13 protein-coding genes are annotated in these 12,522 nt (G+C 39.5%); 9 read left to right on the forward strand and 4 right to left on the reverse strand.

Features of this window, described 5'->3' with window-relative positions; genetic code table 11:
• The first annotated feature begins 62 nt into the window (after positions 1-62).
• Together ACTNC6_RS12895 and ACTNC6_RS12900 are read left to right on the forward strand one after the other, a co-directional pair.
• The gene (locus tag ACTNC6_RS12895) at positions 63-812 is read left to right on the forward strand and encodes an inositol monophosphatase family protein (RefSeq protein ID WP_441035361.1); all 750 of its coding nucleotides are present in this window, start codon (positions 63-65) and stop codon (positions 810-812) included.
• Positions 813-881: 69 nt separating this feature from the next.
• Positions 882-1,385: a gamma carbonic anhydrase family protein gene (locus tag ACTNC6_RS12900; RefSeq protein WP_441035360.1), complete on the forward strand. Its 504-nt coding sequence runs from the start codon at positions 882-884 to the stop codon at positions 1,383-1,385.
• Between the two features lie 88 nt (positions 1,386-1,473).
• Here the strand turns inward: ACTNC6_RS12900 and ACTNC6_RS12905 are convergent, their stop codons facing one another.
• Both ACTNC6_RS12905 and ACTNC6_RS12910 read right to left on the reverse strand, forming a co-directional pair.
• Entirely contained in the window at positions 1,474-2,859 is a 1,386-nt protein-coding gene (locus ACTNC6_RS12905) for an MATE family efflux transporter (RefSeq protein WP_441044284.1), read from the reverse strand.
• A 142-nt stretch (positions 2,860-3,001) separates the two neighbouring features.
• Positions 3,002-3,568 (reverse strand): class I SAM-dependent methyltransferase, encoded by a 567-nt coding sequence (locus tag ACTNC6_RS12910; RefSeq protein WP_303243455.1) that lies wholly within the window; start codon positions 3,566-3,568, stop codon positions 3,002-3,004.
• 283 nt (positions 3,569-3,851) lie between these two features.
• Between ACTNC6_RS12910 and ACTNC6_RS12915 the strand changes: the two genes are divergently transcribed.
• From ACTNC6_RS12915 to ACTNC6_RS12925, 3 genes are all read left to right on the forward strand, one after another.
• Positions 3,852-4,841: a guanosine polyphosphate pyrophosphohydrolase gene (locus ACTNC6_RS12915; RefSeq protein WP_441035356.1), complete on the forward strand. Its 990-nt coding sequence runs from the start codon at positions 3,852-3,854 to the stop codon at positions 4,839-4,841.
• Between the two features lie 137 nt (positions 4,842-4,978).
• Entirely contained in the window at positions 4,979-6,499 is a 1,521-nt protein-coding gene (gene yfcC, locus ACTNC6_RS12920) for a putative basic amino acid antiporter YfcC (RefSeq protein WP_441044285.1), read from the forward strand.
• A gap of 29 nt (positions 6,500-6,528) precedes the next feature.
• Positions 6,529-6,672 carry a hypothetical protein gene (locus tag ACTNC6_RS12925; RefSeq protein ID WP_441044286.1) on the forward strand — a complete coding sequence of 48 codons (144 nt, stop codon included), beginning with the start codon at positions 6,529-6,531 and terminating at the stop codon, positions 6,670-6,672.
• Between the two features lie 158 nt (positions 6,673-6,830).
• Here ACTNC6_RS12925 and ACTNC6_RS12930 read toward each other — a convergent pair whose 3' ends face one another.
• Entirely contained in the window at positions 6,831-6,992 is a 162-nt protein-coding gene (locus ACTNC6_RS12930) for a hypothetical protein (RefSeq protein WP_441035405.1), read from the reverse strand.
• 283 nt (positions 6,993-7,275) lie between these two features.
• On the opposite strand from ACTNC6_RS12930, the gene ACTNC6_RS12935 reads away from it, so the two are divergent.
• The 4 genes from ACTNC6_RS12935 to ACTNC6_RS12950 all read left to right on the forward strand — a co-directional run bounded on the left by ACTNC6_RS12935 (position 7,276) and on the right by ACTNC6_RS12950 (position 10,527).
• Positions 7,276-7,725 (forward strand): flavodoxin family protein, encoded by a 450-nt coding sequence (locus ACTNC6_RS12935; RefSeq protein WP_441035353.1) that lies wholly within the window; start codon positions 7,276-7,278, stop codon positions 7,723-7,725.
• Positions 7,726-8,257: 532 nt separating this feature from the next.
• The gene (locus ACTNC6_RS12940) at positions 8,258-9,136 is read left to right on the forward strand and encodes a LysR family transcriptional regulator (protein ID WP_173744190.1); all 879 of its coding nucleotides are present in this window, start codon (positions 8,258-8,260) and stop codon (positions 9,134-9,136) included.
• 124 nt (positions 9,137-9,260) lie between these two features.
• Positions 9,261-9,731 carry a flavodoxin gene (locus tag ACTNC6_RS12945; protein WP_441044287.1) on the forward strand — a complete coding sequence of 157 codons (471 nt, stop codon included), beginning with the start codon at positions 9,261-9,263 and terminating at the stop codon, positions 9,729-9,731.
• Between the two features lie 28 nt (positions 9,732-9,759).
• Positions 9,760-10,527, forward strand: coding sequence for a carboxymuconolactone decarboxylase family protein (locus tag ACTNC6_RS12950; RefSeq protein WP_441044288.1), 768 nt, complete (start codon positions 9,760-9,762; stop codon positions 10,525-10,527).
• 189 nt (positions 10,528-10,716) lie between these two features.
• Here the strand turns inward: ACTNC6_RS12950 and ACTNC6_RS12955 are convergent, their stop codons facing one another.
• Positions 10,717-11,865, reverse strand: a complete 1,149-nt coding sequence (locus ACTNC6_RS12955; RefSeq protein WP_441044289.1) for an SLC13 family permease — start codon at positions 11,863-11,865, stop codon at positions 10,717-10,719.
• Positions 11,866-12,522: the final 657 nt, after the last annotated feature.

Below are 12,522 nucleotides of genomic sequence, written 5' to 3' on the forward strand. Positions count from 1 at the left end.
TAAAATGTACATAAATGGTTTGTAAACATCAATAATAATTTGTGATGGGGAGTGATGGATCAATGAAAGATATACATACAATATTAAACGAAATCATTGTCGCTGCAAAAGAGTGTGGACAGGTTATGCTTCAGGCAGACAGAAATAATTTTGGGATTAAAGACAAAGCAGGAAAAGCAAATTTTGTTACAGCATATGACTGCAAAATCCAGGAAATACTGCAAATCAGGCTGTCGCAGATTCTTCCGGAAGCAGAATTTCTGGGAGAGGAAGAGGATTGCCGGATTGACAGAAATGCGGAATATATTTTTGTGGTGGATCCAATTGATGGAACTACCAATTTTATTAAAGATTATCATATGAGCTGCGTGTCTGTTGGTCTGATCCGAAACGGGAAAAGATATCTGGGAGTGGTGCATAATCCATATCTTGATGAAACCTTCAGTGCAATTTCCGGTGAAGGTGCATATATGAATGGAAATGCCATTCATGTATCATCGGATGATCTGGAAAACAGTATTGTTTTGTTTGGCTCTTCTCCCTATAATACGGAACTTGCAAAAGCTTCTTTTGAACTGGCTTATGAGTATTTCCAGAAATGTCTTGATATCAGAAGGAGTGGTTCAGCAGCTCTTGACCTGTGCTCTATAGCATCAGGAAGAGCAGAACTTTACTTTGAACTGATATTGTCCCCATGGGATTTTGCTGCAGGTGCACTTATTGTTGAAGAAGCTGGTGGGATAGTAACAACTGTTGAGGGAGGGGCACTTCCGTGTCTGGAGAAGAGCTCGGTTTTGGCACGAAATAAGTGAGGGCTCAGATCTCCGGATAATGGTTATGAATATTTGCTTTAGTAACGTAGAAAGGTGAGTTTTCAGAAGATGAATTATAAAAATGTAAAAATATCAGAGGATGCCAGAATTGCAAAACAGTCGGTAGTGATCGGAGATGTAACGATTGGACGTGACAGTTGTGTTCTGCATTATGCGGTGATACGTGGGGATGATGCCCCTGTTGTGATTGGTGAAGAGTCAAATATCCAGGAAAATTGTACCATCCATGTAAATCATAATATGCCGGTGCATATTGGAAATAATGTGACAGTAGGACATAATGCAGTGCTTCACGGATGTGTGATTGGAGATCGGACATTGATCGGAATGGGAGCTGTTGTCCTTGACGGCGCCAGAATTGGCAGGGACTGTATTGTTGGAGCAGGAAGCCTTGTGACAAAAAATACAGTAATACCGGATGGTTCTCTTGTAATGGGCAGTCCTGCCAAGATTAAACGAAATCTTACCTGGGAAGAGAAACTGAGTATTATTGAGAATAGTAAGGAATATATTACAGTGTCTGCTGAAATGCAGAGACAGGGAGTGTTATAGAGCTGGAAAGCTTCCGGTTATATAAAAGCTTTGAAGGATAATTAAAAAGACAGAAGGTATCAGATCGGATTACCTTCTGTCTTTTTAATTATTCTTCTGGGATTTTCTGGATAACAGTTCTGTTTATGCTTATCAGGAAGAGCACAGATATGATCAGTGAAATGACTTCTGCAATGGGGAATGACCACCAGACAGCGTGGAGTCCACCGATGGATGCCAGGATGTATGCAGCGGGAACCAGAACGAAGAGCTGTCTCATAATAGATACGATCATACTGAAAACAGCCTTTCCCAGTGCCTGGAATACAGTTCCTGCAATGATGCAGAACCATGCGATCAGATAATGGATACCGATGATCCGAAGTGCAGGAATACCGATGGCAAGCATATCGCCAGAGGCACTGAACATTCCCAGGAGAGCCTCTGGTATGAGTTCATACGCCAGAAAGCCAACAAAGGTAAAGCAGAATGCAATGAACATGCTGACCTTGATCGTCTGGATCATACGCTTTTTGTGACGGGCACCGTAATTATAGGCAATGATTGGTGTAATACCGTTATTAAGACCAAACACAGGCATAAAGAAGAAGCTTTGCAGCTTAAAATAAACACCAAATACTGCAGTTGCAGTAACCGTAAACTGTACCAGGATCAGATTCATGGAATAAGTCATAATGGAGCTGATGGATTGCATAATGATGGAAGGAATACCTACTGCATAAATATGACCGATAATTATTTTATCCGGGCGGAAGCCTTTGAAATTAAGACGAACCTCAGGATTAAATTTATGGTTGCAGACCCCGGCAACAATGCAGGCTACAAATTGGCCGATCACTGTGGCAACAGCTGCTCCTGCAACTCCCATTTTGGGTGCTCCCAGGAGACCAAAGATCAGGATAGGATCCAGGATAATATTAGTGAATGCACCACATAATTGAGAAATCATGCTGAAAATAGTTTTTCCGGTAGAAGCGAGAACGCGTTCGTAGAAAAACTGACCAAACATACCAAGGGAAAAAATCATAACTATGCTTAGATATTGAATTCCATATTGCATGATTTCCGAATCTGCCTGGCTGACCTGGCTGGCGTAAAATGGTTTTACTACCAGAAATCCCAGGACTAGGAATACCAGAAAACTCAGAAAATACAGAAAAGCAGCATTTTCAGCGGCCTGGTTGGCTTTTTTGAAATTCTTTTCCCCAAGGGATTTAGAAAGCAGAGCATTCATACCTACACCGGTACCGGCACCTACAGCAATCAGAAGGGTCTGCAGGGGAAACGCCATGGACACGGCCGTCAGGGCATTTTCAGAAAGCATGGCAACGAATACGCTGTCTACAATATTGTACAATGCCTGTACCAGCATGGAAATCATCATGGGCAGAGACATGTTCAGTACAAGCCTGCCTACAGGCATTGTACCCATTTTATTTTCTGCTACAGGAGCAGAGGTGTTTTGTTGATTCATAGTTCCTCCATTTTGTGAATTATAGCAATCCTCGTAAATAATACATCTTAAGCATTATCTACGAGGATTGCTATGGAATGAAAAAAATATAACATGAATAGCAGAGGGTTTCAAGAGCTATGTAAAAACATCAGGAAAGTTCTCAGGATAACTTTATGACCAGCACAGGAATAGGAGGATGATTGGGGCGGTTATAATATTCGCTTTTTATAACCAGATATTTATGAGAATCCAGTTGCTTAAGCCATGCCAGAATCTGATCTCTCTCCTCAAAACCGGAATCACCACCGCTGTAGATGCAGAGAGATATCATACCTCCTTTTTTTAGAAGGATTAAAGCTTGTGACAGTGCCTGTACGCTGGTTTCTCCTCTGGTGGCCAGAGCATGGTTTCCTCCCGGCAGATAACCAAAGTTAAAAACAATACAGTTTACACTGCCAGGTTCTGCATATTGAGCCATATTTGCGTGAGATTCCAAGAGAAGGGTGTAATTGTCTGGAGCATTGGCGGTATCCAGACGTTCTCTGGTTGCGTTCAATGCCTGTTCCTGAATGTCAAAAGCAAGCACTTTACCGGTACTACCGCAGAGTCTGGAGAGGAGGAGGGTATCATTGCCATTTCCCATGGTTGCATCAATGCAAAGATCCCCATCCTGTACCTGGTTTCGGATAAAACCGGAACACCACGCAGTGATTTGATAATTATTCATATAATTCCTCCGAAAATCAGAAATATTTGTCAGTTGATACGTTGTGATGTTTTCTATTTTGCCAGAATCTGTGGAAAAGTCAAGAATTTATAGGAGATAGTAATAAATAAAAAGTTTGCGGACTTATTTTGGATAACGTGTTATACTATATTGAAATTAACCGAAGCAGTTATTCGGTTATGAGCAAGTAGCAAAGCGAATTGCGAATATCCGCTTGACCTGTGGTCCGTGGATTATTGCGGATTGTTTATGAAAATTGAAAACTTCAAAAGAGGAAAAGCTTATGATTACATTAAATGATTACCTGTATTCAGGAGATACGGTCTTAAAAATTTTACAGAAATATACCCGGGATCTGAGGAAAGAAGCGAAGCTCACTCATAATGAGATTGATCTGATGCATGTGAATTTCCTGATCCAGATTACAGAGCTATTAGAGCACAATGATTTCCTTACAGCGCAATCTCAGAAAATCAGAGAATTTTATAAATATATGGCTCATGAGTATCCCTTTCTTGCATTTACATTTAAAGGAAGGATTAAGTCGCTGATTCGGGCGGAGGAGAAATTTAACGGTTACATTGTGGAATATATTTACGATTATTATACAAAACATGGAACCTATCCTTCTGTGCCGGAACTGAAAAATAAACTCAGCTGTTTTCGGGATTTTATTGCATACAGAATTGTGTTGTGTATGCCAAAGTGTCATCTGAAACCAGGAGAAGATCAGGAAATGGCGTCGATCCGCTATCTTTATGAGATTGCCAATGTTCTGCCTGGATTTCTGGAAGAGAGAGGGTTTACTGTGGAGTCTGCTTATGGAGTGAAGAAAAGTACATCGCCGCTTCTAAATGAAGATGTGAAGCCCTATTATCGGGATTATATCTGTGGAACCAACAGGGAAGGGTATCAGTCCTTGCATATCACAGTTTATGACAACAGTTCCCGCTCTTTCATGGAAGTGCAGCTGCGCACCAAGAAAATGGATGATAATGCAGAAATTGGTTCGGCGAATCACCTGGGATATGAGAAGAAACAACAGGATGAGCGTGCAAGACGTGATGCTATTCCAGAAGGCGAGTGTGTTTATTTCGATGAAGCTTATGAACGGGGCATGCGTCTTTTGCAGCTGGAACTGGCAGATCTGGATGTAAATATGTTTTCCGCAGTAGATAACAGTCTGATCAATGATGGGTGCGGACTGTTTAGGGGAAGACTGATATTACCTTATGAACATTTGTCAAGATTTCAGAATGATGTGATTGATTGAATAAAACGCCTATCTTTTGATGTATAAAAATACAGGGAAATGACAAAAATTGATAAAATATGTAAATTTTTAGTTATATTTTAGGCATTCTATGGTACACTGATATAGTATATCAAAAATGGGAGGGAAACTCGAAAATGAGCAAAAAAGAAGGAAAAGGGTTAAAGTCTTTTAACAAGGGATTTCAAGTGCCTGACACCTACATTATTATTTTTTTAGTAGTTGTTGTCGCTGCACTTCTGACTTTCCTTGTACCAAAGGGATTTTACGAAACACAGGATATTTCGTACATGATCAATGGTGTTGAGAAAACCCGTACAGTAATCAAAGACGGAAGTTTCCAGTATCTGACAGACGATGCAGGAAATGTAGTGACAGAGGGAGTAGCACTTTTTAGTGGAGATGGTGGAACAGGATTCTTCAACTATATGTATAACGGAATCGTAAGCAGTTCTGCAATCGAGATTATCGCATTCCTTATGGTAGTAGGTGGTGCATTCGGTATCATGATCCGTACAGGTGCGATTGAATCCGGATTGATCGGATTGATCCGTAAGGCAAAGGGAGCAGAAAAACTGCTGATTCCGATACTTTTCGTACTGTTTTCTCTTGGTGGAGCAGTTTTTGGAATGGGAGAAGAAGCACTTCCGTTTACTATGATTCTTTGTCCGTTGTTTGTAGCAGTTGGATACGATTCAGTTATTGCAGTTCTTGTTACTTATGTTGCAACACAGATTGGTTTCGGTTCATCATGGATGAATCCATTCTCTGTAGGTATTGCACAGGGTATTGCAGGTATTGACGTATTCTCCGGAGCAGGATTCCGTATGGTAATGTGGGTAGTATTTACAGCACTCGGCTGTGGAATGACTATGTTCTATGCATCAAAGATCAAAAAGACTCCGACAATCTCAATCGCATATAAGACTGATGCATATTTCCGTGAGCAGTATGAAAAAACAGGAATTGACGAAGGACATTCGTTTGGTCTTGGACACATTTTAGTTCTTATGACACTGGCTGCTACAGTAGTATGGGTAGTTTGGGGAGTTATGACTCAAGGATACTACATGCCGGAGATTGCTACTCAGTTCTTCATTATGGGAATTGTTTCCGGTGTGATTGGAGTTATCTTTAAACTGAACGATATGAAACTGAATGATATCGCAACATCATTCAAAGATGGAGCAAAAGACCTGATCGGTGCTGCACTTGTTGTTGCTATGGCACAGGGCATCATGCAGGTTCTTGGTGGATCTGATCCGACAACACCTACGGTTATTAATACAATTATGTATAATATTTCAAATGCACTGTCTGGAGTTTCCGGAGCAGTTGCAGCAGTACTTATGTATCTGTTCCAGTCTGTATTCAACTTCTTCGTTGTATCCGGAACCGGACAGGCTGCGATCACAATGCCAATCATGGCTCCACTGTCAGACCTGTTAGGTGTTTCACGTCAGACAGCTGTAGTTGCATTCCAGCTTGGTGATGCATTTACAAACCTGATTGTTCCTACATCAGGATGCCTGATCGGATCTCTTGCAATTGCAAAGATTGAGTGGTCTAACTGGATTAAATTCATGTGGAAATTCCTTGGTGTATTAATGATTGGTGCAATTATTACAATTCTTATTGCAGTTGGAACTGGATTCTAAAACATACATTTGATAATTGAGAGTGATTTATGATGAAATTAATTCAGAATATTGATGTCTATGCCCCACAGCATCTGGGGAAAAAAGATGTACTTACAATCAATGATAATCTTGACAAGGAACTTCAGCTTGTTGAAGCAATTGCAAAAGGGAATACAGTTTATACAAAATAAAGTATATTGATGTTAAAAGCACCAGTCATTCAGTTGGCTGGTGCTTTTTGCAACGGATCCTGAATAATAAGATCACTTATGCCGGGAAACGAATGACCAGAGACAAACTATTGTCGTACCTGTTAGCAGAATCCATATCTTTTGATATGTTAATTATACTATATCTTCGATAATTCTAATATTTTTCCATTAATACTTATTGTTACAACTTGCCCTGGTATGAACTTTCCACTGCTTTGAAGTGCTTTTTTTGCTGCCATCTCCAATCCACCACAGCCGTTGCATTTGTCTTTATTAATCCTGATAATCTTTCTTATCATTTTTACCCTCCGTCAATAGAATTTAACTTTTGTTTCTGCTGGAATTATAGTATGATAAATACAACTTGTATGTTTGATTTCCAACAGGAGGAAGGATTTTGGCAGATTATCTTTGTATGGATCGTGCAGCAATGTTTACAGAGATATTTAAGTTACAAAAGAAGGTTTTATAAAAACGAATAGAAATCATTTTGAATTGATTACTTGCAATGAAACAGATTTACAAGCTGACAAATGATGGTATAATTAATTCTATTGTTGAGCTGATAGAAAGGGTATAGGTATGAGAAAAGCAATCATATATGCATCTGTGCATCATGGAAATACAGAAAAATTAGTAAAGAGCATAGCAGAAGAGTGTCAGGTCGATTTGATTGATGCAGTAAAACAGTCAGATGCAGATCTGAGCAGTTATGATATGATCGGGTTTGCATCAGGAATCTATTTTTCAAAGTTTCATCAGTCGATATTGAAATTTGCGGAAAAGAATTTACCAGATGACAAAAAGGTCTTTTTGATCTGTACTTATGGTGGAAGTGGGAATTATAAATCCATAGAGCGGATTTTGGATAAAAAACATGCCAGTGTAGATGGTAAATTTGGATGCAAAGGATACGATACATTTGGGCCGTTCAAACTGTTTGGAGGTATTGCAAAAGGACATCCGGATGATAAAGATATCCAAAATGCAGTGGAATTTGTAAAAAACTTAAAAAATATAAAGACGAAATAGAAACATTAGATTTCATCTTCAGGGAGCAAAAGTGCCAATATGTCTATTCCTAAACAGTATCAGTGGCAGCCTGGAATTCGATTCATAATGAAACAGTCACCATATGGGATCAACACCGAAGAGAGCAGGAATACAGAAGAACGCAGAATGTGATTATAAAATATGAAAAAGGGGAAAGCGTCGATCATCCGAAATTTGGCGAAGGAATTATAGAAAAAATAGAGCAACGATCTTGCTTTGTGAGTCTTCATATTCGCTTTGGAGAAGAACTGAAAGTGATAGATTAGAAATGGCCTCTTCAGACAAAATACAAAAAAAGAAAATGATAACAGTAATATTTGTCTGCTACGGCACTCTTTGAAAGCTTCGCCAAAAAGCCAGTAAAATCACGGTCCGGAGGGCATAGGCGGTTAGAAAATAACCCGAAAATAACCCACGGTATTTTGTGCAGATATTACATGTAAATATAGATGATGTCTGGGATGCAATATGATAGAATGGTTACAAGAAAAATTTGTAGGAATATAAAGATATGGAATTAAGATTATTACGCTATTTTTTAACAGTAGCAAAAGAACAGAGCTTTACAAAAGCAGCAGAACAATTGCATATTACCCAGCCAACGCTATCCAGACAAATGGCGGCATTTGAAGAGGACCTGGGAATAATATTATTTATTCGAAACGGGAAGAAAATATCGCTCACTGATGAAGGAATTTTATTAAAAAGGCGTGCCTTGGAGATTCTTAATCTTGAGGAAAGGACGCTTGAGGAACTGAAAGGAAAAGAAGAGGTTGTAGAGAGCACGATAACCATTGGATGCGGTGAATTTGCAGCAGTGGAGACATTGGCGAAGATATGTAAAACATATAAAGAAAAATATCCGCTGGTTCAGATTGTATTGCATACTGCAACAGCAGATGCAGTGTATGAGATGATGAACAAAGGACTTGTAGATATTGCATTATTCATGGAGCCGGTGGACACCGAAGGGCTGGATTATATCCGGATCACAGATTGCGATCACTGGTGTGTCGGAATGCGGCCGGATGATCCGCTGGCAGAAAAAGAGTTTATAAAAAAAGAAGATCTTATTGGAAAGCCCTTGATCCTGCCGGAAAGAATGAACGTTCAAAGTGAACTTGCCAACTGGTTTGGGAAAGACTTTTCAAAATTACAGATTGCTTTTACGAGTAATCTTGGAACGAATGCCGGAGTTATGGCAGCAAATGGACTGGGGTATCCAATTTCAATTGAGGGTGCTGCAAAGTATTGGCGAGAGGATATTCTTGTACAGCGAAGAATTTCTCCTGAAATCACGACCAGTACGGTGATTGCCTGGCGACGGAATATCCCATATTCTTTGGCAGTCCGTAAAATGATCGAGGAGATTAATGCTTTTCAGGCATAAAACAAAATTCAATATAAGCATTAGACATAATGAAGCGATAGAGCTTAAAATAGATGTGTAAGATGAATGTAAATCTTATACATCTATTTTTTGCGAAAATACGTATAGAAAGGGGCTTTTTATTATGAGTAAAAAATTAGTAGCATTTTTCAGTGCAAGCGGAACAACAAAAAAAGTAGCACAGATGATCGCAGAGGAAGTAAAAGCGGATTTGTTTGAGATTGAGCCGAAAGTTCCATATACAAAGCCTGATCTTGACTGGATGAATAAAAAATCCAGAAGCAGTGTGGAAATGAGTGATAAAAAATATAGACCGGCGATTATGAAAAAAGAGATGGATATGAGTTCTTATGACGAGATCCTTCTGGGATTCCCAATCTGGTGGTATGTGGCTCCGACAATCATCAATACATTTTTAGAAGCTTACGATTTCAGTGGTAAAAAGATTGTGCTTTTTGCAACATCCGGAGGAAGTGGATTTGGGAATACTGTGAAAGAATTGCAGTCATCTGCATCAGACGCAGATATTACAGAAGGCAGACTGTTAAATTGTGGAACGAAACAGGAAATCACTGAATGGATAAACTCTTTATAAATAACAGCGTTATGGAGGTATACAGAATATGGGAAAAATAGTACAGACAGCAGGGAGAAATACACTTGGTGAATTCGCACCGGAATTTGCACATTTTAACGATGATGTACTTTTCGGCGAAAACTGGAATAATCAGGACATCGACGTAAAAACAAGAAGCATTATTACAGTGGTTGCTCTGATGGCTTCCGGAATTACGGATTCTTCTTTAAGATATCATCTTCAAAATGCAAAAAATCATGGTGTGACACAAAAAGAGATTGCTGCAGTGATCACGCATGCCGCATTCTATGCAGGTTGGCCAAAAGCATGGGCTGTTTTCAATCTTGCAAAGGAAGTGTGGGAAACAGGCGAAGGAGATTTGCCATACGAAGAGGAAGCGATGCGGGCGCATGCAAAAGAGATGGTATTTCCAATTGGTGCACCAAACGATGGCTTTGCACAGTATTTTTCGGGCAGGAGTTTTCTTGCACCGATTTCTACTTTTCAGGTTGGAATTTTCAATGTGACATTCGAACCAGGATGCAGAAATAACTGGCATATCCATCATGCAAAAAGTGGAGGCGGACAGATTCTGGTATGCGTTGCCGGAAGAGGATATTATCAGGTAGAAGGTAAAGAAGCTGTAGAAATGAAGCCAGGCGACTGCATCAATATTCCGGCAGAAGTGAAACACTGGCATGGCGCAGCACCGGATGAATGGTTTTCACATCTGGCAATAGAAGTTCCGGGCGAAAATAGTTCCAATGAATGGCTTGAACCGGTAAGTGATGAAGAATATAGAAAACTAAAATAGGAAGGTTGAAAAAACTATATTTATAAGACAATTAGAAAGTTGTAAAGTGGTGTAAAGATTAATGATCTTTGTATTGGCACCGAAAATTTATTTATTTCTCCGCGGCTTTTCTTCCAGGATGGGAGAGTGCCGCGGAGAATTTTTTGCGAAGAAAGAATTGCTATAGCTTTTGTAATTCCGGGAAAACCTTTATCTAAGAAAAAAATACAATATTAACATGAATATCATGAATATAATATTGGAGGCTGTGAATATTCCAAAATACTTCCCTCTCAGATTCCTGTTTTCTTTTGCAATATATTTGAAACTTATCAGGCTTGCCATGGATGCAATCAGAGTGCCGAGACCTCCAATATTGGTTCCGACAATTAAAGCCCGGTAATTATCTGTAAAATCGGATAAAAGAAGCGCAGCGGGAACATTGCTCATAATCTGACTGGCAAGAACAGCAGTAAGTGTTTCCCTTCCTGCCATGATTCTTTCCAGAAAACTGCTGAATTGCGGAATCCTTCCAAGGTTGCCGATAAAAATAAATAATGCGATAAAGGTGGCAAGCAGGGAGTAATCCACCCTGCTTATATTTTCCCTGTTTCTTAGCAGCATATATATAAGAACCAATACAAGAGGAATCTGGTATGGAATGATACGTGCAACAGTGAGCAGGCAGATTGTAAATAAGATCAGGTAAGCGGCCAGGTATTCCATGTTAAGTTCTTTTCTGTCAGAGAATCCCAAAAGAGTTTTATTTTTTTCGGAACCGCATACGTGAGGTGCTTTGGCAGCGGCTACCTGTATCCATATCAGAAGAAGGATAAGTGCTGTGGCGGAATAGGGAAGCATCAGGGTTATTAATTCTGCCGCGGACATCCCTGCTCTGGCATATAGATAAAGGTTCTGCGGATTTCCGATTGGTGTGAGCATGCTTCCGAGATTAGCAGCGATTGTCTGCATGGCTACTATTTTAAGAAGCCAGTAATTGCCCAGTTCCTTTGGCAGTTTATGCACAATGATCAGTGCAAGAGGAACAAAAGTAATCAATGCCACATCATTGGTGATCACCATTGACAGGAAGAAACATAAGAGTACCAACAGCCTGATCACACCCACAGTTCCCGATGTTCCCATCAGCAATTTTTGGGCAAGTATATCAAAAACACCAACAGCCTTCAAACCAGCTACAATTGCCATCAAACAGAAGAGGAGCCCGAGAGTCCTGAAATCGATATAAGTAAAATAAGCCTTATCCGGTCTGACCCAGAACATAGAAAGAAGCGCCAGGATCACTGCAATTGACAAAACGGTTTCTTTCCTGAAAAAAACATATAATTTTTGTAACATAATATTTCCTTTCCGGTCTGATACGACCGCGTATAAGTATATCACAGAAACATCCAGAAAAAAAGAATATCATTTTGTATTATGGATTGTGTTTGCGATTACCGCCTCATTCCTGTATAATAAAAATGTTATCAATGGCGACATCATTTCAAAAGTTCAGAATATGAAAGGAAAACGTTTTGGAAGAACTATACAGAAAATATCAGGGAAAAACAATAAAAGATGACTATGGGAAAAATTCCAAGGAATTTATAGATTTTGCAAATGACATGAAAAAGAGCATTGGGAAATTTGTTTGAGCAGTAGTCTGCACCCCCTAAACTGACTACGATTTGACTACTACAGACGGAAGTGATTTGCTTCATTTTGCACTTTTTTGCAAAAAATGTAGTAAATGAGAAGAAAACTACGATACCTTGAAATGCTGATAAAACCTTGCAAAATACGGAATTTCAAGGCAATTTGAGAGGAGAAAAAACAATGATTCGAGTACTTTTCGTATGCCACGGCAGGGCTTTGGATACAGTTATAAGTGGCGATGAAGTGCGATAAAGCGGGGCAAATTGTGGTGGAGTGATAAGTTGAGGACTACGGTATTTATACGTACTAGTTAATGATACATAGAAATCAAGATGCATATCTGAAATTAAGATACGT

This window comes from Blautia sp. HCP3S3_C4, from assembly GCF_052064095.1.
Taxonomy (GTDB): domain Bacteria; phylum Bacillota; class Clostridia; order Lachnospirales; family Lachnospiraceae; genus Blautia_A.

Bases quoted from the DNA above. Each gene is read 5' to 3' on its own strand.
- ACTNC6_RS12895 (WP_441035361.1), top strand. From the start codon at position 63: ATGAAAGATATACATACAATATTAAACGAAATCATTGTCGCTGCAAAA.
- ACTNC6_RS12900 (WP_441035360.1), top strand. From the start codon at position 882: ATGAATTATAAAAATGTAAAAATATCAGAGGATGCCAGAATTGCAAAA.
- ACTNC6_RS12905 (WP_441044284.1), bottom strand. From the start codon at position 2,859: ATGAATCAACAAAACACCTCTGCTCCTGTAGCAGAAAATAAAATGGGT.
- ACTNC6_RS12910 (WP_303243455.1), bottom strand. From the start codon at position 3,568: ATGAATAATTATCAAATCACTGCGTGGTGTTCCGGTTTTATCCGAAAC.
- ACTNC6_RS12915 (WP_441035356.1), top strand. From the start codon at position 3,852: ATGATTACATTAAATGATTACCTGTATTCAGGAGATACGGTCTTAAAA.
- yfcC (WP_441044285.1), top strand. From the start codon at position 4,979: ATGAGCAAAAAAGAAGGAAAAGGGTTAAAGTCTTTTAACAAGGGATTT.
- ACTNC6_RS12925 (WP_441044286.1), top strand. From the start codon at position 6,529: ATGATGAAATTAATTCAGAATATTGATGTCTATGCCCCACAGCATCTG.
- ACTNC6_RS12930 (WP_441035405.1), bottom strand. From the start codon at position 6,992: ATGATAAGAAAGATTATCAGGATTAATAAAGACAAATGCAACGGCTGT.
- ACTNC6_RS12935 (WP_441035353.1), top strand. From the start codon at position 7,276: ATGAGAAAAGCAATCATATATGCATCTGTGCATCATGGAAATACAGAA.
- ACTNC6_RS12940 (WP_173744190.1), top strand. From the start codon at position 8,258: ATGGAATTAAGATTATTACGCTATTTTTTAACAGTAGCAAAAGAACAG.
- ACTNC6_RS12945 (WP_441044287.1), top strand. From the start codon at position 9,261: ATGAGTAAAAAATTAGTAGCATTTTTCAGTGCAAGCGGAACAACAAAA.
- ACTNC6_RS12950 (WP_441044288.1), top strand. From the start codon at position 9,760: ATGGGAAAAATAGTACAGACAGCAGGGAGAAATACACTTGGTGAATTC.
- ACTNC6_RS12955 (WP_441044289.1), bottom strand. From the start codon at position 11,865: ATGTTACAAAAATTATATGTTTTTTTCAGGAAAGAAACCGTTTTGTCA.